Genomic DNA, 17,702 nt, shown 5'->3' with positions numbered 1-17,702 from the left:
CGGTTCAGCGCACCTCGGGCGAGAAATATTCGAGCATCTGCGCGAAGGTCCGAAACGCCGCGCCGGAAACCCCGTAGGTCGCCTCCAGGTGGATGCTCAACGGGAAACCCAGGTCGACGACGCCGTCGACCACCCGCTTGTACAGGTCGAGCATCAGCTTGCGGCGCTCGTCGGGCTCGCTGGCGGCGAGCGTCTTGACGAATTGCTGCTCAGCGGCGACCGCGGCGTTGCCGGGGTCCTGGATCAGCCAGTCGATCAGTCCGACCCGGCTCTCGACCGTCGGCACGAAACCGAACGACAGCAAGACCTCCGGGCGGGCATCACTGCGCTTGGCGAACTCGGTCAAAAACCCCACGATCGCATCGGAGTACAGCAACTGGGTCAGGGCGAAGTTCGCGCCGCGCTCGCACTTGAAGTTGAACCGGCCGAGCTCGTCGGCACGGGTCGGGATGAGAATGGCGCCGCGGTTGGCCACGTCGGCCCGGAAGATCTCCAGCGCATCGGTCGGGGGTACGCCCGCGCCCTCCCCGTCGGCCATGGTGCGGGGCACCCCGACGAAGACGACACCGTCGATACCGGCACCGGTCAGATCGCCCAGCCGACTGCGCAGACCGGCCTCATCGGAGAACGACGTGACCTGCGTGCACAGACCGGCCACGCCCGGCAGTTCCGGGCGCAGGGCCTGCCAGAAGTCCAGGACGTCGAGCTTGGGCTTCATCTCGATCGGCCGGTCGTCCTCCTCGGCGATCATGCTCGGCATCAGGATGTGGCGGATCCGCCCCTGCAGACCGGACTCGGACGCGAACCGCAGCACCTTGTGGGCTTCCTCATGCACCGTCTCGTCGGCCGGCCGACCGCCCGGCTCCACGTTCGGCGGGACGAGTTCGAGTGCGACGGTATTCAAGGTCACGCGGTTGCTCCTCATCAAGGACGGCCAACAGTGCTTCGGGGGTTGGGCGGGGCAGCGTCCAGCCGCCGCCGGCCGCCACCGGCCTGAGTCCCCCCACTCGTGGTGGCACACTCTACGCTGAACGCACGCTGGGGGTCCCCGGCCGGGCTGCGCAGAAAGGGGTGCCGAGCTGAGCGTCAAGGCAACAGCAGCGACGACACCGTCGGCCGCCGACCTGGCCGGCGCCGTGACCGATCGGTTGCGCAGCTACCTGAGCGGCCGTCGATCCGAGACGGCCTACATCGGCGACGACTACGAGGCGCTGGTCGCCGGCCTCGAAGAATTCGTGCTTTCCGGCGGGAAGCGACTCCGGCCGGCCTTCGCCTACTGGGGCTGGCGGGCCATCACCGGCCGCGACGCCGACGACGACGAATTGCTGCTGTTCTCCGCGCTGGAGTTGCTGCATGCCTGCGCACTGGTGCACGACGACGTGATCGACGCGTCGGCGACCCGGCGCGGCAACGCGACCACCCACCGCAAGTTCGCCGAGTTGCATCACAGCCGGGGCTGGCGGGGGTCGGCCGATCAGTTCGGTATCTCGGCCGCGATCCTGCTCGGTGACCTGGCGCTGGTGTGGGCCGACGATATCGTCGCCGGCGCCGACCTGCCGCCGGACGCCCAGCGCCGGGTGCGGCGGGTGTGGTCGGATATCCGCACCGAAGTGCTCGGCGGGCAGTATCTCGACATCGCCGCCGAAGCCGGCGGGGTCGATTCCATCACCTCGGCGATGCGGGTCAACACCTATAAGACGGCGTCCTACACGATGGTGCGTCCACTGCAGCTGGGGGCGGCCGCGGCGGGCGATCGACCCGACATCCAGGCACTGTTCCACGAGGTGGGCACCGACCTCGGTATCGCCTTCCAGCTTCGCGACGACGTGCTGGGGGTGTTCGGCGATCCCACGGTGACCGGCAAACCCTCCGGCGACGACCTGCGATCGGGCAAGCGCACGGTCTTGTTGGCCGAGGCGGTCGAGCGCGCCGCGGCGTCGGGCCCGACGGCCGCCGAACGGTTGCGCACCACGATCGGGACTGCGCTGACCGACGCCCAGGTCCGGGAACTGTGCGACATAATCGAATCGGTCGGTGCCCTGGCCGCGGTCGAGGAGCGCATCGACACGCTGAGCCGCCGCGCCATGGCCGCCCTGGCATCCGCACCCATCGACGAGGTCGCCAAAGCCGGGCTCACCGATCTGGCCCGCCTGCTCGCCGACCGGTCCGCCTGAGGAGCCCCACCGCGATGACGTCGACCCCCGCCACGCCCGCTGCGCCGAATCCGGCCGGCCCCGCCGTGGGCGGCTTGGCGCGCCTGCGGGAGTTCGCCACCGGAGCGCAGGCGAAAGCCGCCTGGTTCGGTTGCCTGGGGGCCCTGCTGATCACCGTCGGCGGGCTGGGTGCCGGCAGCACCCGGATCCAGGATCCGGTGCTCGATTCGCTGCACCTGTCCTGGCTGCGCTTCGGCCACGGGCTGGTGCTGTCGTCGGTGCTGCTGTGGACCGGCGTCGCGGTGATGCTCGCCGCCTGGCTCGGCCTGGGCCGACGGGTGATCGACGGCACCGTGAGCGCCTACACGCTGATCGTCACCACCGGTTTCTGGCTGGCGCCGCTGCTGCTGTCGGTTCCGGTGTTCAGCCGCGACACGTATTCCTACCTGGCCCAGGGTGCGTTGCTGCGCGACGGATTCGACCCCTACCAGGTGGGGCCGGTCGACAACCCCAATGTGCTGCTCGAGGACGTCAGCCCGATCTGGGCGGCGACCACGGCACCGTACGGTCCGGCGTTCATCCTGGTCGCCAAGCTGGTCACGATGCTGGTCGGCAACAACGTGGTGGCCGGAACCATGCTGTTGCGCCTGTGCATGCTGCCCGGGCTGGCGTTGCTGATCTGGGCCGCGCCGCGGGTGGCCGCCCGTGTCGGCGGCAGCGCCCCGGCCGCGCTGCTCCTGGCCGTGCTCAACCCGCTGGTGATCATTCACCTGATGGGCGGGGTGCACAACGAGATGCTGATGGTCGGCCTGATGGTCGCCGGTATCGCGTTCACACTGGAAAGTCGTCCCCTGGTGGGGGTGGGACTGGTAGCGCTGGCGGCAGCGGTGAAAGCTACCGCCGTTATCGCGTTGCCCTTCTTGGTGTGGGTGTGGATGCGGCGACTACGTGAACGGCGCGGCTACCCGACCCTGGCCGCCTTCGCCACCGTGACCGCGCTGTCGGCGGCGATCGTCGTCGCTGTCTTCGCCGTGTTGTCTGCCCTGGCGGGCGTGAGCATGGGCTGGTTGACCGCACTGCTGGCCGGCAACGTCAAGATCATCAACTGGCTGACCGTGCCCACCGCCGCCGCCAACCTGATCCACCTGATCGTCACCTTCTTCGCGTCGGTGAACTTCTATTCGGTGCTGCACATCACCCGGATGTGCGGCCTGGCGGTCATCGGGCTGGTACTGCCGGTGCTGTGGTGGCGGGCGCGACGCGACGACCGGTCCGCGGTCTGCGGTATCGCCTGGGCGATGCTGCTGGTGGTGCTGTTCGTGCCGGCCGCGTTGCCCTGGTACTACACCTGGCCGCTGGCGGTGGCCGCCACCGTGGTCCGCTCCCCGAGTGCGATCGCGGTGATCGCCGCGGCCTCGACGTGGATCATGGTGATCTTCAAGCCGGACGGCTCGCACGGCATGTACACCTGGCTGCACGTGCTCAGCGCGATGGGCTGCGCAGCCTATGCCTGGCACCGGTTGTCGAAGGCGCCGCGGGCCGCCGAACTCGACTCCACCCCCGCCGCCTGAACCGCGGCTGCTAGTACGCCATGGCCTGCGCCCGGCGCATAACTTCGCGGGCCTGGTGGGCGTGCAACGCATCGATCGGGCGGGCGTTGTCGACCGGGTCGGGCGCGCCGTCGCGGGTCAACGACAGCGACGGGTCCGGGGTGAACAGCCACCGCACGATCTCGGTCGGCTGATAGCCGCCGTCGTGCAACAGCGCCAACAACCCCGGCAGGAGCTTGACCACGTCGCCCTCGTCGGTGAAGAACACCTGCGGCACCAGCAGCACACCGGAGCGCCGAATCGCGATCAGGTGGTTGTCCCGTAGATGCTGGTGCACCTTGGTGACCGGAACCCCGAGCATTTCGGCGACCTGGGGCAGATCGAAGGTCGGTTCATCGGGCTGAAGGACGTCATCGGAGGCCGGAATGCTGCTCACGACACAAGTTTAGAACCGCCGAGCGGGCCGCTCGCACACATACCATGACCAGATGACTGCAGCGTGGGGCGGCGATGTGCTGGAGGGCGCCCTGCTCGACGGCCGGTATCGGCTGGGACCCCGGATCGCCACCGGTGGCACCTCCACCGTCTACCGGGGCCTCGACGAGCGTCTGGACCGCCCGGTCGCGGTCAAGGTGATGGACCTGCGCTACGCCGGGGACCGGCAGTTCCTGAGCCGGTTCCAGCTCGAGGCGCGGGCGGTCGCCAGGCTCAAGGATCCGGGGCTGGTCGCGGTCTACGACCAGGGTTTCGGCACCCCGCACGACCCCGGGCAGCCGTTTCTGGTGATGGAGCTGGTGGACGGCGGGACGCTGCGGGAGTTGCTCGACGAGCGCGGGCCGATGCCGCCGCACGCCGTCGCCGCGGTGCTACGCCCGGTGCTGGGGGCGCTCGGTATCGCCCACCGCGCCGGTCTGGTGCATCGCGACGTCAAGCCGGAGAACATCCTGATCTCCGACGAAGGCGACGTGAAGGTGGTCGACTTCGGGTTGGTGCGCGCCATCGCCGCAGCCGGGATCACCTCCACCAACGTGATCTTGGGCACCGCTGCCTATCTGTCTCCGGAGCAGGTCCGCGACGGCGAAGCCGAACCGGCCAGCGACGTCTACGGGGTGGGCGTGCTCACCTACGAACTGCTCACCGGCCACCAGCCCTTCACCGGCGACTCCCCGTTGACGGTGGCCTACCGGCGCCTGGACCACGACGTCCCTCCGCCGAGCAACGTCATCGACGGTGTCCCACCGGAATTCGACGATCTGGTGGCGTGCGCGACGGCCCGCGACCCCGCCGACCGGTATGCCGACGGGCTGGAGATGGCGCACGCGGTGCAGGTGATCGCCGAACGTCTGGCACTGCCGGAATTCCGGGTGCCGGCCCCGCAGCACTCGGCCCAACACGTATCGGCGGCATCCCGGCCCGGCGCCGCACGGCCGCTCCCGCAGCCGTCGGCTTCGCCGCACCAGACGCTGCACATGCCCCGCGACGCGGAGGATTGGGCGGAGGACACCGACACCCACTATCAGCTGGTGACCGGGCAGTTCGGCGGTGTCGAACTGAGCCGGTTCGTGCTGGAACGCCAGCATGCCCGCCGGATGGTGGTGATCTGGCTGGCGGTGGTGTTCGCGCTCACCACGCTGATCGCCGCACTGGGGTGGACGCTGGGCAACAACGTCGGCGCGCTGCTGTAGCCCCCTCCGCCGAGCAGACAGAGAATCGCGCTAGGGGTCACCTATCCGTGCGATTCCCTGTCTGCCTCGCGGGGAAAAGGGGAAAAAGCTAGCCGCGCAGCATCTCCGCGACCAGGAAGGCCAGCTCCAGCGACTGCTGGGTGTTGAGCCGCGGGTCGCACGCGGTCTCGTAGCGGCCGCCCAGGTCCGCGTCCGAGATGTCCTGTGCGCCACCCAGACATTCGGTGACGTCCTCGCCGGTGAACTCCAGGTGGATGCCGCCCGGGTGGGTGCCCAGCGCGTGGTGGACCTCGAAGAACCCCTGGACCTCGTCGACGATCCGGTCGAAGTGCCGGGTCTTGTGACCGGTCGAGGCCTCGTGGGTGTTGCCGTGCATGGGGTCGCACTGCCAGATCACCTGGTGGCCGGTGGCCTGCACCTTCTCGATGATCGGCGGCAGCAGGTCACGCACCTTGGAATTGCCCATCCGGCTGACCAGGGTCAACCGGCCGGGCACGTTGTTGGGGTCGAGACGCTCGACGTACTCGACCGCCAGGTCCGGTGACGTGGTGGGCCCGAGCTTGATGCCGATCGGGTTGGCGATCACCTCCGCCAGCGCGACGTGCGCGTGGTCGAGCTGACGGGTCCGCTCACCGATCCACACGTAGTGCGCCGACAGGTCGTAGAGCTGCGGTGTACCGGCGATATCCGACATCCGCAGCATGGCCCGCTCGTAGTCGAGCACCAGCGCCTCGTGGCTGGCGTAGATCTCGGCGGTCTGCAGCTCCCGGTCGGCGACCCCGCAGGCGCTCATGAACTTCAGGGCGCGGTCGATCTCGGCGGCCAGCGCCTCGTAGCGGGCGCCCGCCGGCGAGGTACGGACGAATTCGCGGTTCCAGTCGTGCACCAGTTCCAGGGATGCCAGGCCCGACGACGTCAGCGCACGCACCAGGTTCATCGCCGCGCTGGCGTTGGCGTAGGCCCGCACCAGCCGGGACGGGTCGTGTTCGCGCACCGCGGCGTCGGCCGCGAATCCGTTGACCATGTCGCCGCGGTAGGACTTCAGCCCCAGCGCGTCGATGTCCGCCGAACGCGGCTTGGCGTACTGCCCGGCGATACGGGCCAGCTTCACCACCGGCATGGACGCGCCGTAGGTCAGCACCACCGCCATCTGCAGCAGGGTGCGGATGTTGCCCTTGATGTGCGGTTCGGTGTTGTCGGTGAACGTCTCGGCGCAGTCGCCGCCCTGCAGCAGGAAGGCCTCGCCACGGGCAACCTGCGCCAACAGCCCTTTGAGCCGCTCGATCTCGGAGGCCACCGTGATCGGCGGGACACTCTCCAGCACGGTGCGCATCGCCTTGGCCTGGTCAGCAGGCCAGCTCGGCTGCTGGACGGCCGGCTTGGCCAGCGCGGCGTCGAGGCGCTCGCGTAGTTCCGCGGGCAGCGGCGGCAACGCCGGCAGCTGGTCGATGGGTACGTCAACGGTCCAGTTCACCCGACCATGGTAGCCGGGGCCCGACCTTCGCTGATCAGGGCTGTTGCACCCCGGTAATCACCTGGTAGCGCCGCCACTGATCGCGGGCGTCGACCAGGGCGTCGTGACTGCCCGCCGACCGCGGTGGCAGCCGGGGCCGGCCGCGGTCCTCCCACAGTTGCCGCAGCTCATGGGTGAACCGTGGGATCGGCTCCGGCAGATCCGGCATGGTCCCCCACAGCTGGCAGAGCACCACGTGGTCGTAGGCGGCCACCCAGGCCCACAGCTCGATCGGCTCGCCGCGGTGCCCGTCGGCCACACCCAGGAACTCCTCCAGGTCGGCGCGGATGCGACTGCGCGAGCGCCATGCCTTCGACGCCGGTGACGGCAGCTTGGGCAGCACGTGGGTGCGCACCCACGGCCCGGCCCGGCCCGGGTCGAAGTCGGTGGAGACCGCGTAATATTCGCGGCCGTCCTCGGCGACCACCCCGATCGAGATCAGTTCGATGGTGCGGCCGTCTTCGATGAACTCGGTGTCGTAGAAATATTTCACCGCGGCGGACCGCCCGGCCGGTGGATGCGCGGAATCGCGACCGGCATGGTCGGCGCCGACGCCTCGGCGACCACCCGGTTGGGTGCCGGACGCATCGGTGGCCGGACCGGGCCGCCCGCCGCCGGTACCGGCCGCTCCGGCGGCCGGCCGATGGGTACCTGGCGGCGAATCATGAACTGCACGGTCGGAGCCGACGCCGCCCGCACGTCGCGGTCGAGTTCGGCGTCCACGACATGGTCATCGGGCACCTGCGGTTGGCCGGCGATCGCATCCTGCAGCCAGAGCTTCGCCTGGATCACCGGCCGGCGCAGCCGGCGTTCCCGCTCCAGCGCCCGGTTCATCCGCTCGGCGTTGGTCAGGTAACGCCAGCGCGCCCACGGCGCGTGCGGCCTCGACAGCCGCACCGCGCCCACCACCAGCAGCGGAAAAAAGAACATCCCGAGCAATCCGGTCCACACCTTGCCTTTCAACAACACCACCACACCCAACGGCAACGCCATCACCAGGCCGGCGATCACCCCGGCGTGGATCAGCGGCGACGACGTGTCATGCCACGTCGACAACACGAACGTCAGCGGATGAAAACCCAGCACCAGCAGTCCGGTGACCGCGGCGGCGGCGAACACCGCATCCACCGAGGCACGCCCGTCCTCCTCCCAGTACACGTCGGACAGGTGCAGGATCAGCGCGTACTCGTCGAGCACCAGCGCGGCCCCGATGCCGAACCCGATCGCGGCGAGGCTGAACGCCGGTTCGCGCGCCCCGGCGCCCATCGCCACCAGGGTCACCCCCGAGACCATCACCAGCACCACCCCGAAGACCACGTGGTGGATGTGTTTGGAACCGAAATGCAGATTTCGCGGCTGCCACCACCGGGGTTCACCGGCATCGGCGGGCCGACTGCGGATGTAGCGGACCACCGACCGGGTCACCAGAAACGTCACCAGGAACGCCAACAGACAGCACAGCAGCGGCAGTCTGCCACGGCCGACGATGTCGTCTTCGAACCATTCGAGCACCTAACAGAACGTACGCCCTCGCCGCGCACCGCGCCCGGATGACCGTCGGCATGGCGTGGGCACCGATAGTCTGTTGCTCACCATGAATAGATCGGGCCCGTCCGACCGGGTTGACCAGCGGCTCGTCATCTGGCGGGCATTTCAAGTACTCACCCTCGGGCTCCTGGGTTCGGCGACGTACTGGGTACTGACCTTCTGGCCGTACCGGATCGACATCGACGTCTACCGGATGGGGGCGCAGGCCTGGCTGGACGGTCAGCCGCTGTACGCCGACGGGTCGCTGTTCACCACACAGGGCGGACTCGACCTGCCGTTCACCTATCCCCCGCTGGCCGCGATCGTGTTCGCCCCGTTCACCTGGCTGTCGCTGCCGGCCGCCACGGCGGCGATCACCTGCACCACGCTGGTGCTGCTGGTGGTGGCGATGGCACTGGTGCTGGCCGGCCTGGGCGTGCGGCCCGGACCGGACCGCACCGGTGAGCCGCTGTGGGCGCGTCGACTGTGGCTGGCGGCGGCGATCGTGGCGGTCGCGGCGGTCGTGTCCGAACCGATCCGGTCGAATCTGGGCTTCGGGCAGATCAACGTCGTGTTGATGACGCTGGTGCTCGCCGACTGCGTCCCGCGGCGCACCCCGTGGCCGCGCGGGTTGCTGCTGGGTGTGGCGGTGGCGCTCAAACTGACCCCGGCGGTATTCCTGCTGTATTTCCTGCTGCGGCGCGACCTGCGGGCCGCAGCGACGACGACGGCGTCGTTCCTGGCCGCGACCCTGGTCGGTTTCGCGCTGGCCTGGCGTGATTCGTGGCAGTACTGGACGGGCACCATCGGGCACACCGATCGGATCGGTGGCGCCGCGCTGAACACCAATCAGAACGTGGCCGGCGCGTTGGCGCGGCTTCCGTTGAGCGAGCACCAGCGGTTCGTGTTCTGGGTGCTGGCGAGTCTGCTGGTGCTGGCGATCACGGTGTGGGCGGTCCGCCGGGTTCTGGCCGCGGACGCTCCGATGCTGGCCCTGATCTGCGTGGCGCTGTTCGGGTTGGTCGTCTCACCGGTGTCGTGGTCACACCATTGGGTGTGGATGCTGCCGGCCGTGGTGGTCACGTGGGTGCTGGGCCGGCGGCACGACTGCACCGGCCTGACGGTGTTGGGCGCGGTCGGGGCGGTGCTGATGGTGGCCAGCCCGGTGTATCTGTTGCCCGAACACCACGAGGTGGGCGCGACGTGGTGGCGTCAGCTGGGCGGGGCCTCGTACATGTGGTGGGCGCTGGCGGTGATCATCACGGCCGGCGCGACGCTTCGGCCGCTCCGGCAGCCGGTCCCGGATCAGCCCGCGGCGGTCTCCGGAAACCGGGCGACCGGCTGACCTGCCGTCCCGCTGGTTTCCGGAACACCGTTCTTCAGGCTAGCGGCGTAGACGTCGACGTATTCCTGCCCGGACAGTCGCATCAGCTCGTAGATGACCTCGTCGGTGACGGCCCGTTCGATGAAGCGGTTGTCGGCCATGCCCTCGAAGCGGGAGAAGTCCATCGGCTCACCGAACCGGACCGTGACCCGGCCGAACCGCAGCATCTTGGTGCCGGGTGGGTTGACGACGTCGGTGCCGATCATGACGACCGGGATCACCGGGACGCCGGTGTGCAACGCGAGCCGGGCCAGCCCGGTCTTGCCCTTGTACAGCCGGCCGTCGGGCGAACGGGTGCCCTCGGGGTAGATACCGAGCAGCTTGCCCTGCGACAGAATCCGCGCGGCGGTGTTCAACGCGGCCTGCGCGGCATCGGAGTTGTCCCGGTCGATGGGAACCTGCCCGACCGCGGTGTAGAACGTGCGGGTGAGCCAGCCCTTGAATCCGGTGCCGGTGAAGTACTCCGACTTGGCCAGGAAGGTGATCCGGCGGCGCACCACCAGCGGCAGATAGAAGCTGTCCATCACGGCGAGGTGATTACTCGCCAGGATCGCCGCGCCCTCGTCGGGGATGTTTTCGAGTCCCTCGACCTTCGGCCGCCCGATCAGAGACAGCAGAGGTCCGAAGAAGACGTACTTGACCAGCCAGTACCACATGGCCCCTCCCTCCTGCCCCCGACTAAGGCGACCGTGTTCGCGCCAACTTTACCGACCGGGGGTGCCCAGAGCCACACGGTGATTCGTCACAGCGCGAATTCCGCGGAATTCCTCAGCTTTCAGGGTGGCCGTTATCGGTTTCGATGGTGACCGGAATGTGTTGATAGCCGGGCCGATTGGCCGGCGGGGCGCCGTCGCCACTCGGCGGGGCGCCGTCGGGCGGTCCGGGCGGTTCCGGCGTAGGCCCGGTCCCGCCGCCCTCGGCGACCACCGCACGGATCACGTCGTAGAGCGCGGTGCTGTGTTCGGCGACGACGGTGAGCAGGGGGTGCTCTTCCCCGTTGACCAACGCCACCAGCGCGCAGACCGGGCACCACACCTGTTGGCATTTGCCCGGGCCGTCGCCGGCGGCCGCGAGCAGCGCCGCCGCCCGCACCGCCGGGTCCAGCCGATCCAGGATCGCCTGGGCCAGCCTGCGCAGTTCCGGCCCGAGCTCGCCGAGATCGCGGTGCGCGCCAGCGGTCACCGTCGCACCTCCTCGTCAGCACTCGCCGGCCACAGTCGCGGATCCGGCCGGAAGCGCACCGTCAGTTCGCTGCCCCGCAGGGTCGCGTCGCTGACCGTGCATCGCCGCAGCACCGACGCCAGCCGTACCCGGCGCCGGGTAGCACCGGCACCGATGATCAGGTCGTCACCGGATCGCCCCAGGCGCAGCGCGCCGGAATCGACTTGGGCCAACTCTAGCCGCAGCCGGTAGACCGCCCCCAGCCCGGAACCGGACTCCCGATCGACCACCGGCCGCAGCGGGCCGGGCGGTGCCGAACCGTCCCGGCGCCGACTGCTGTCGAGCAGCTCACCCAGGGCCCGGGGGCCGATCGGTTCGCCCGCCAGATGCGGGACCAGCACCATCGCCACGTCGCCGATCGCACGGTCGAGTTCTTCGAGGACCCGCTGCTGCTCGCCGATCCGCGCGGTGTACCAGTCGAACGCCGGATGCGCGGGCAGGTTGTCGTAGGCGTACGAATCATCCTGCGGCAAAATCTGATTGACGATCAGCTCGGCCACCCGGACACCGCTGAGCGACAGCGCACCCAGCGTCCGAACGGCTTCGGCGGCCACCACGCGTTCCGCGGTCAGCACCAGGTGCGCGGCCACCGACGTCTCGTCGGTCAACCGCTCGGCCAGCCGCTCGGCGGCGCCGCTGACCCGCTCGATCAGCTCGACCAGAGCGGTCGAACGGGGATCTTCGGTACCGCTGAGCCTGCGGTGCCGCGGCCAGGACCGCTCCGCATAGAGCGCCACCGTGGCCGGCAACGTCAACATCCGCATCGCGTCGGCGGTGGAGGCGCAGTCGACGACGACGAGGTCCCACCGTCGACTGTCGGCCAGCTCGACGACCTCGTGCAGGCCCAGCACCTCCTGGATGCCGGGTAGCGCGGAAAGTTCTTCGGGAGCAACACTTCCCAGATCCGATTCCGGGAAACGCGCAGCCAGGACGTCGGCGACGCCGACCCAATGCGCCTCGAGCAGCGCCAGGGTGTCGAGCGCCAGGACCTCGAGGCTTCCGGTCTGCGGAGCGGCGTCGTCGAGCGTCACCGCGACGGCCTCGCGGGCGTCCCGCGCGCCGCTGGGGGTCACCGCAACCCCGAGTACGTCACCGACCGAGTGGGCCTGGTCGGTGGAGATCAGTAGCACCCGGTTTCCGGCGCAGGCCTGGACAACAGCGCTCGCCGCTGCGCAGGTGGACTTTCCCACACCCCCTTTGCCGACGAACAGGCCGATCGCCGTGGGCGGCACGGATTCCGGCGGCTTCACTCAGCCTCTGCTCGCTTCTTAAGGTCCTTGAGCGCGGTGTCGGTCAATCGCCGCTCCGCCTTGCGCTTGAGCAGACCGATCATCGGAATCATCAGGTCCACCGACAGCTCGTAGACCACTTCGGTCCCGGATCCCTTGGGCGTCAGGCGATATGCACCGTCCAGCGCTTTGAGCAGCGAACTCGACACCAGCGACCACCGCACCGACCGGCGGTCCGCCGCCCAGTCGTAGTCCAGCACCATGGTGTCTTTGAGTACCGCGGCGTCCAGCACCAGCCGGGCCACCTTCGGGTAACCGTCGGCATCGGTTTCGAGCACTTCGGCCTCGGTGTACTCCGAGACCCAGTCGGGATAGGCGGCGATGTCGGCGATCACCGTCATCACGGCGTCCGGATCTGCGGAGATGAAGATCGTCTGAGCTGTCTTGTCCGCCACGCGGCTACTTCCCTAACTCGTTCGCACCTACCACCGGTTCTCGGCAGAGACGCTACCTCGCCGCCACCGGTGGGACCGGATCAATGCACGGCGAGCGGCGAGACCCCGACCGGCCGGGAACGCTCCAGGCGGTCCTTGACCTCGAAGGCCATCCGCTTGCCGGCCACCCGGCGGCGGTGGTTCAGCTTCGCGAGGTTCAGTCTGGCCAGCTGCCGCCCGGTCACGCCGGTCGGTTCGGCGTGCAGGAAGTAGTGCAGCAGCACACCGTCGAGCATCGGTTCCAGCCAGATCTCCATGGTGCCGGTCAACGGCCCGCCCACCGTCCAGCGGACACCCTTGTCGGCGCGGTCCTCGACCACCTGGAGTTGGAGGTCCGGCCACCACCGCCGCCAACTCGACGGGTCTCCGACGACCGCACCGACCTGCTCGCCGGAGGCGGCGACGAACGTCTCGTCGGCAACCTGGATACTGTTCATCGCCCCAGCTTCACATATGCCGATTCCATCAGGTGGAACACCCTGGGTGCTCAGGGACCATCGGAGGTTTCGACGGTGACCACCATCACACCGTGACCGGGCGCCGACTAGGCTGGGCGGGTCGACACCCATGCTGGCAAGAGAGGTCATCGCAATGCGTGAGTTCAGTGTTCCCGCGCCGTTCACCGTCGAGGAGCACGACAACGTCGCTGCGGTTGTTTTCGAGCACGAGCGCAACCACCCCGACTTCGTCATCTATCAGCGACTGGTCGACGGTGTCTGGACCGATGTCAGCTGCGCGGAGGCCGCCGCGCAGGTCCGTTCGGCGGCCCTGGGGCTGATCGCGCAGGGTGTGCAGGCCGGCGACCGGGTCGTGATCTTCTCGGCCACCCGCTACGAGTGGGCGATCCTCGACTACGCGATCCTGTCCATCGGCGCGGTGACCGTCCCGATCTACGAGACGTCCTCGGCCGAGCAGGTCCGGTGGGTCATGCAGGACTCCAGCGCGGTGGCGGCGTTCGCCGAGACCGACGCGCACACCCAGATCGTCAACGAACTGGCCGATGACCTGCCCGCGCTGCGCCACGTGCTGACCATCGACGGCTCGGGCCCGCAGGCCCTCGACGAACTCGCCGCGGCCGGTGCCGGTCAGGATCCCGAGCAGGTCACCGCACGACTGGCCGCGCTGCGCGCCACCGACCCGGCGACGCTGATCTACACCTCGGGCACCACCGGGCGCCCCAAGGGCTGCCAGCTCACCCACTCCAACCTGCTGCACGAGGTGCGCGGCACCCAGGCCGCCCTGCCGACGCTGCTCACTCCCGGGCAGCGCCTGCTGGTGTTCCTGCCGCTGGCCCACGTGCTGGCCCGCGCCCTGAGCATCGGTGGCTTCGCGAACCGGGTCACCGTCGGATTCACCAGCGACATCAAGAACCTGGTGCCGATGTTCTCGGTGTTCAAGCCGACCGTGGTGGTGTCGGTACCGCGGGTGTTCGAGAAGGTGTACAACACCGCGGCGCAGAACGCCGCCAACGACGGCAAGGGCCGCATCTTCGAGATCGCGGCGCAGACCGCGGTGGACTGGAGTGAAGCCCTCGATCACGGCGGTCCGGGACTGCTGCTGCGCGTCAAGCACGCCGTGTTCGACAAGCTCGTCTACCACAAGCTGCGCTCGGCGCTGGGCGGCAACTGCCGCGCGTCGGTCTCCGGCGGGGCACCGCTGGGTGAGCGGCTGGGGCACTTCTACCGGGGTGTCGGGCTGTCCATCTACGAGGGCTACGGGCTGACCGAGACCACCGCGGCCATCACCGTCAACCCGGTCAGCGGGATGAAGGTCGGGACGGTCGGAAAGCTGGTGCCGGGCAACAGCATGCGGGTCGCCGACGACGGCGAACTGCTGGTGCGCGGCGGTGTGGTGTTCCACGGTTACTGGCAGAACGACGCGGCCACCGCCGACGCGTTCGTCGACGGCTGGTTCCGCACCGGCGACCTGGCCCACATCGACGCCGAGGGCTACCTGAAGATCACCGGCCGCAAGAAGGAGATCATCGTCACCGCCGGCGGCAAGAACGTCGCACCCGCGGTACTCGAGGACCAGTTGCGCTCCCACCCGCTGATCAGCCAGGCGATGGTCGTCGGCGACGCCAAGCCGTTCATCGGGGCCCTGATCACCATCGACCCCGAGGCCATCGAAGGCTGGAAGCAGCGCAACGGCAAGGCCGACAGCGACACGGTGGCGGATCTGGTGACCGACCCGGACCTGCTCGCCGAGGTGGACGGCGCGGTCAAACAGGCCAACCTGTCGGTGTCGCACGCCGAATCGATCCGCAAGTTCTCGATCCTGCCGGTGGACTTCACCGAGGCCACCGGTGAGCTGACCCCGACACTGAAGGTCAAGCGCAACGTGGTGGCGCAGAAGTTCGCCGACGCGATCGAGGAGATCTACGCCAAGGGCTGAGCCGGGCCTTCGGCGAGGCGCACCGCGGCCGGTTCAGGCCTGCAGCAGGGTGCCCATCCGGGTCGCCAGCGCATCCCAGCGCCAGTTGCCGGTCACCCATTCGCGGCCCGCGGCGCCCATCGCCGCGGCCCGGTCGGGATCGGCGAGCAATCCGCCCACCGCCGCACCGATCTGGTCCACGGCGCGACCGTCGACCACCAGGCCGGTCCGCTCCGGCAGCACGGTCTCGGGGGCACCGCCGGAGTCACCGGCCACCACCGGGACACCGGCTGCGGAGGCCTCCAGGAACACGATGCCCAGACCCTCCACGTCCAACCCGGCACCCCGGGTGCGGCACGGCATCGCGAACACGTCGCCGAGCAGGTAGTAGCCGGGTAACTCGGCGGCCGGTACGCCGCCGGTGAACGTCACCGCATCGGCCACGCCGCACTCCACGGCCAGCTTGTGCAGCGTCTCGGCGTAGGGCCCGCCGCCGACGATCACCAGGGCGGCTCCTTCGACCCGTGCCCGGATCGCCGGCAACGCCCTGATCAGCATGTCCTGGCCCTTGCGCGGCACCAGCCGCGAAACGCACACCACGGTGGGGCGCTCCCCGAGGCCGTGCCGGGCCCGCAGTTCGGCGCGGGCCGCCGGATCCGGCCGGAAGCGGTCGGTGTCCACCCCGGGCGGCAGATGCTCCAGTGCGGCGTCGGGGCCGAACGCCGAGGCGAACCGGCCGCGGGTGTAGTGACTGACGAATGTGACGGTGTCGCAGGTCTCGCCGATCCGGCGCAGCACCGAGCGGGCGCCCGGCACCATCGACCAGCCCACCTCGTGGCCGTGGGTGCTGGCCACCACCCTGCGCGCCCCGGCCGCACGCGCCCGCTGCGCCAGCAGCGCCAGCGGTGCGGCCGCCCCGAACCAGACGGTCTCGGCCCCCGACTCCCCGATGAGCCGCCGCATCCGGTTGTCCACGGACGGGCCCGGCAGCATCAGCGTGCCCGGGTGCCGAACCACCCGATAACCCGCGGAGTTCGCCGCGTCGTCGAAGGCCTCGGCGCCCTTCCACTTCGGCGCATAGACGGTGACCTCATGGCGTCCGCTGCCGGCGATACGCCGTACCAGCTCCTCGAGGTAGCACTGGATCCCGCCGGGGCGCGGCGGAAAATCATTGGTCACCAGCAGGACCCGACTCACCCGTGGGATGCTAGCGGCCGGTGCCGACCGGCACCCAATCGTCACGTCGCCGAAGAAGGGGTGCCGGCATGGGTAGCCGCACGACTGATGCGCCGACCACCGCGCGGTCGCGTGTGGTGGCCTGGGCGTTGTGGGACTGCGGCGCGACGGGCGTCAACGCCGTGGTCGGCACTTTCGTGTTCTCGGTCTACCTCACCGCGCAGGTGGGTGACGGATTGCCCGGCGACACGACGCCCGCGAGTTGGCTGGGCCGGGCACTGACCGTAGCCGGGTTGTGCGTCGCACTGCTGGCGCCGGCGATCGGGGTGTGGGTCGACGCGCCGCACCGCCGGCGCACCGTGCTGTCGGTCTTCACCGGACTGGTGGTGGTCATGACGGCGTCGATGAGCCTGATCGACGACGACTACCGGTATCTGGCACCGGGTCTGCTGCTGCTGGCGTGTACCGCGGCGTGCAGCGATCTGGCGACGGTGCCCTACAACGCCGCACTGAGCCAACTGTCCACTCCGCAGAACACCGGTCGGATCTCCGGCATCGGTTCGGCGTCCGGATTCTTCGGCAGTGTGTTGCTGCTGCTGGTCCTCTATGTCGGGTTCATCTCCGGTGACGGCGATACCCGGGGCATCTTCGGACTGACGGTGGCCCACGGCCAGTACATCCGGGTGGCCATGCTGGTGGCCGCGGCGTGGCTGGTGGTGTTCGCCTGCCCGCTGCTGTTCCTGCTGCCCACGCCCCCGCCGGTCGGACCGCCGCCGGCGGTCCGCCTCGCCGGCACCTATCGCGCACTGTGGCAGGAGGTGAAGAGCGAGTGGCGGCGCGATCACCACGTCGTCTACTACCTGCTGGCCAGCGCGGTCTTTCGCGACGGACTCACCGGGATCTTCGCGTTCGGCGCGGTGCTCGGTGTCAGCGTGTACGGGATCTCGCAGGCCGACGTGCTGATCTTCGGCGTCTGCGTGAGCATCGTCGCCGCGATCGGTGCGGTGCTGGGCGGTCTGCTCGCCGACCGCGCCGGCCCCAAACCGGTCATCATCGGCTCGCTGGCGGTCATGGTGGTGATCGGGTCGGCCCTGTTGGCCGCCTCCGGTCCGACGGCGTTCTGGGTCTGCGGGCTGCTGCTGTGCCTGTTCGTCGGCCCGATCCTGGCCTCGGCCCGGGCCCTGATGCTGCGGATGTCCGCGCCGGGCAAGGAGGGGGTGGCGTTCGGCCTGTACACCACCGCCGGACGCACCGCGTCGTTCCTGGCGCCGTGGATGTTCTTCACCTTCGTCGACCTGTTCGGCACCGATCGGGCCGGGATGGGTGGACTGTGTGTGGTGCTGGCGGCCGGTCTGATCGCGATGTTCGCCGTGCGGGTACCCCGCGAAGCGACCTGA

17 protein-coding genes are annotated in these 17,702 nt (G+C 69.4%); 6 read left to right on the top strand and 11 right to left on the bottom strand.

The window, feature by feature from the left end; translation table 11 throughout:
- Positions 1 to 4: 4 nt before the first annotated feature.
- Positions 5 to 910: a mycobacterial-type methylenetetrahydrofolate reductase gene (locus tag RCP38_RS07830; RefSeq protein WP_308476537.1), complete on the bottom strand. Its 906-nt coding sequence runs from the start codon at positions 908 to 910 to the stop codon at positions 5 to 7.
- Positions 911 to 1,124: 214 nt separating this feature from the next.
- Between RCP38_RS07830 and idsA2 the strand changes: the two genes are divergently transcribed.
- Positions 1,125 to 2,174, top strand: coding sequence for a bifunctional (2E,6E)-farnesyl/geranyl diphosphate synthase (idsA2, locus tag RCP38_RS07825; RefSeq protein WP_308477117.1), 1,050 nt, complete (start codon positions 1,125 to 1,127; stop codon positions 2,172 to 2,174).
- Between the two features lie 14 nt (positions 2,175 to 2,188).
- A complete protein-coding gene (locus RCP38_RS07820) occupies positions 2,189 to 3,724 on the top strand; it encodes an alpha-(1->6)-mannopyranosyltransferase A (RefSeq protein ID WP_308476536.1) in 1,536 nt (511 codons plus the stop codon).
- 10 nt (positions 3,725 to 3,734) lie between these two features.
- Here RCP38_RS07820 and RCP38_RS07815 read toward each other — a convergent pair whose 3' ends face one another.
- On the bottom strand, positions 3,735 to 4,139 hold the full coding sequence (locus RCP38_RS07815; RefSeq protein ID WP_308476535.1) for an Rv2175c family DNA-binding protein: 405 nt from the start codon (positions 4,137 to 4,139) through the stop codon (positions 3,735 to 3,737).
- 52 nt (positions 4,140 to 4,191) lie between these two features.
- On the opposite strand from RCP38_RS07815, the gene RCP38_RS07810 reads away from it, so the two are divergent.
- The gene (locus RCP38_RS07810) at positions 4,192 to 5,388 is read left to right on the top strand and encodes a protein kinase domain-containing protein (RefSeq protein ID WP_308476534.1); all 1,197 of its coding nucleotides are present in this window, start codon (positions 4,192 to 4,194) and stop codon (positions 5,386 to 5,388) included.
- Positions 5,389 to 5,476: 88 nt separating this feature from the next.
- Here RCP38_RS07810 and RCP38_RS07805 read toward each other — a convergent pair whose 3' ends face one another.
- From RCP38_RS07805 to RCP38_RS07795, 3 genes are read right to left on the bottom strand one after another with little or no spacing between them, the layout of a single operon-like run.
- Positions 5,477 to 6,862, bottom strand: coding sequence for a class II 3-deoxy-7-phosphoheptulonate synthase (locus RCP38_RS07805; protein ID WP_308476533.1), 1,386 nt, complete (start codon positions 6,860 to 6,862; stop codon positions 5,477 to 5,479).
- Positions 6,863 to 6,896: 34 nt separating this feature from the next.
- On the bottom strand, positions 6,897 to 7,394 hold the full coding sequence (locus RCP38_RS07800) for a polyadenylate-specific 3'-exoribonuclease AS (RefSeq protein WP_308476532.1): 498 nt from the start codon (positions 7,392 to 7,394) through the stop codon (positions 6,897 to 6,899).
- The gene (locus tag RCP38_RS07795; protein WP_308476531.1) at positions 7,391 to 8,413 is read right to left on the bottom strand and encodes a hypothetical protein; all 1,023 of its coding nucleotides are present in this window, start codon (positions 8,411 to 8,413) and stop codon (positions 7,391 to 7,393) included. Before RCP38_RS07795 ends, RCP38_RS07800 begins: the two co-directional genes overlap by 4 nt.
- 82 nt (positions 8,414 to 8,495) lie before the next feature.
- Between RCP38_RS07795 and RCP38_RS07790 the strand changes: the two genes are divergently transcribed.
- Positions 8,496 to 9,773, top strand: a complete 1,278-nt coding sequence (locus tag RCP38_RS07790) for a glycosyltransferase 87 family protein (protein WP_308476530.1) — start codon at positions 8,496 to 8,498, stop codon at positions 9,771 to 9,773.
- Here the strand turns inward: RCP38_RS07790 and RCP38_RS07785 are convergent.
- The 5 genes from RCP38_RS07785 to RCP38_RS07765 all read right to left on the bottom strand — a co-directional run bounded on the left by RCP38_RS07785 (position 9,734) and on the right by RCP38_RS07765 (position 13,193).
- The gene (locus RCP38_RS07785) at positions 9,734 to 10,468 is read right to left on the bottom strand and encodes a lysophospholipid acyltransferase family protein (protein ID WP_308476529.1); all 735 of its coding nucleotides are present in this window, start codon (positions 10,466 to 10,468) and stop codon (positions 9,734 to 9,736) included. The two genes, RCP38_RS07790 and RCP38_RS07785, sit on opposite strands and share 40 nt — an antisense overlap.
- Before the next feature lie 112 nt (positions 10,469 to 10,580).
- The gene (locus RCP38_RS07780; protein WP_308476528.1) at positions 10,581 to 10,994 is read right to left on the bottom strand and encodes a hypothetical protein; all 414 of its coding nucleotides are present in this window, start codon (positions 10,992 to 10,994) and stop codon (positions 10,581 to 10,583) included.
- Positions 10,991 to 12,283, bottom strand: a complete 1,293-nt coding sequence (locus RCP38_RS07775; RefSeq protein ID WP_308476527.1) for an ArsA family ATPase — start codon at positions 12,281 to 12,283, stop codon at positions 10,991 to 10,993. Before RCP38_RS07775 ends, RCP38_RS07780 begins: the two co-directional genes overlap by 4 nt.
- Positions 12,280 to 12,717 (bottom strand): SRPBCC family protein, encoded by a 438-nt coding sequence (locus RCP38_RS07770; RefSeq protein WP_308476526.1) that lies wholly within the window; start codon positions 12,715 to 12,717, stop codon positions 12,280 to 12,282. Before RCP38_RS07770 ends, RCP38_RS07775 begins: the two co-directional genes overlap by 4 nt.
- 80 nt (positions 12,718 to 12,797) lie before the next feature.
- A complete protein-coding gene (locus tag RCP38_RS07765) occupies positions 12,798 to 13,193 on the bottom strand; it encodes a polyketide cyclase / dehydrase and lipid transport (RefSeq protein WP_308476525.1) in 396 nt (131 codons plus the stop codon).
- Between the two features lie 154 nt (positions 13,194 to 13,347).
- Between RCP38_RS07765 and RCP38_RS07760 the strand changes: the two genes are divergently transcribed.
- Positions 13,348 to 15,150, top strand: a complete 1,803-nt coding sequence (locus RCP38_RS07760; protein ID WP_308476524.1) for an AMP-dependent synthetase/ligase — start codon at positions 13,348 to 13,350, stop codon at positions 15,148 to 15,150.
- Between the two features lie 33 nt (positions 15,151 to 15,183).
- Here the strand turns inward: RCP38_RS07760 and RCP38_RS07755 are convergent, their stop codons facing one another.
- Positions 15,184 to 16,326 carry a glycosyltransferase family 4 protein gene (locus RCP38_RS07755; protein WP_308476523.1) on the bottom strand — a complete coding sequence of 381 codons (1,143 nt, stop codon included), beginning with the start codon at positions 16,324 to 16,326 and terminating at the stop codon, positions 15,184 to 15,186.
- A gap of 68 nt (positions 16,327 to 16,394) precedes the next feature.
- Here RCP38_RS07755 and RCP38_RS07750 point away from each other — a divergent pair, with 68 nt between their 5' ends.
- Complete coding sequence (locus RCP38_RS07750; RefSeq protein ID WP_308476522.1) at positions 16,395 to 17,702, top strand: MFS transporter; 1,308 nt, start codon at positions 16,395 to 16,397, stop codon at positions 17,700 to 17,702.

The organism is Mycolicibacter sp. MU0083, from assembly GCF_963378075.1.
In the GTDB taxonomy this organism is placed as follows: Bacteria; Actinomycetota; Actinomycetes; order Mycobacteriales; family Mycobacteriaceae; genus Mycobacterium; species Mycobacterium kokjensenii.
The sequence above is the reverse complement of the archived record's forward strand: the minus strand, read 5'-3'. Positions and strand labels throughout refer to the sequence as shown.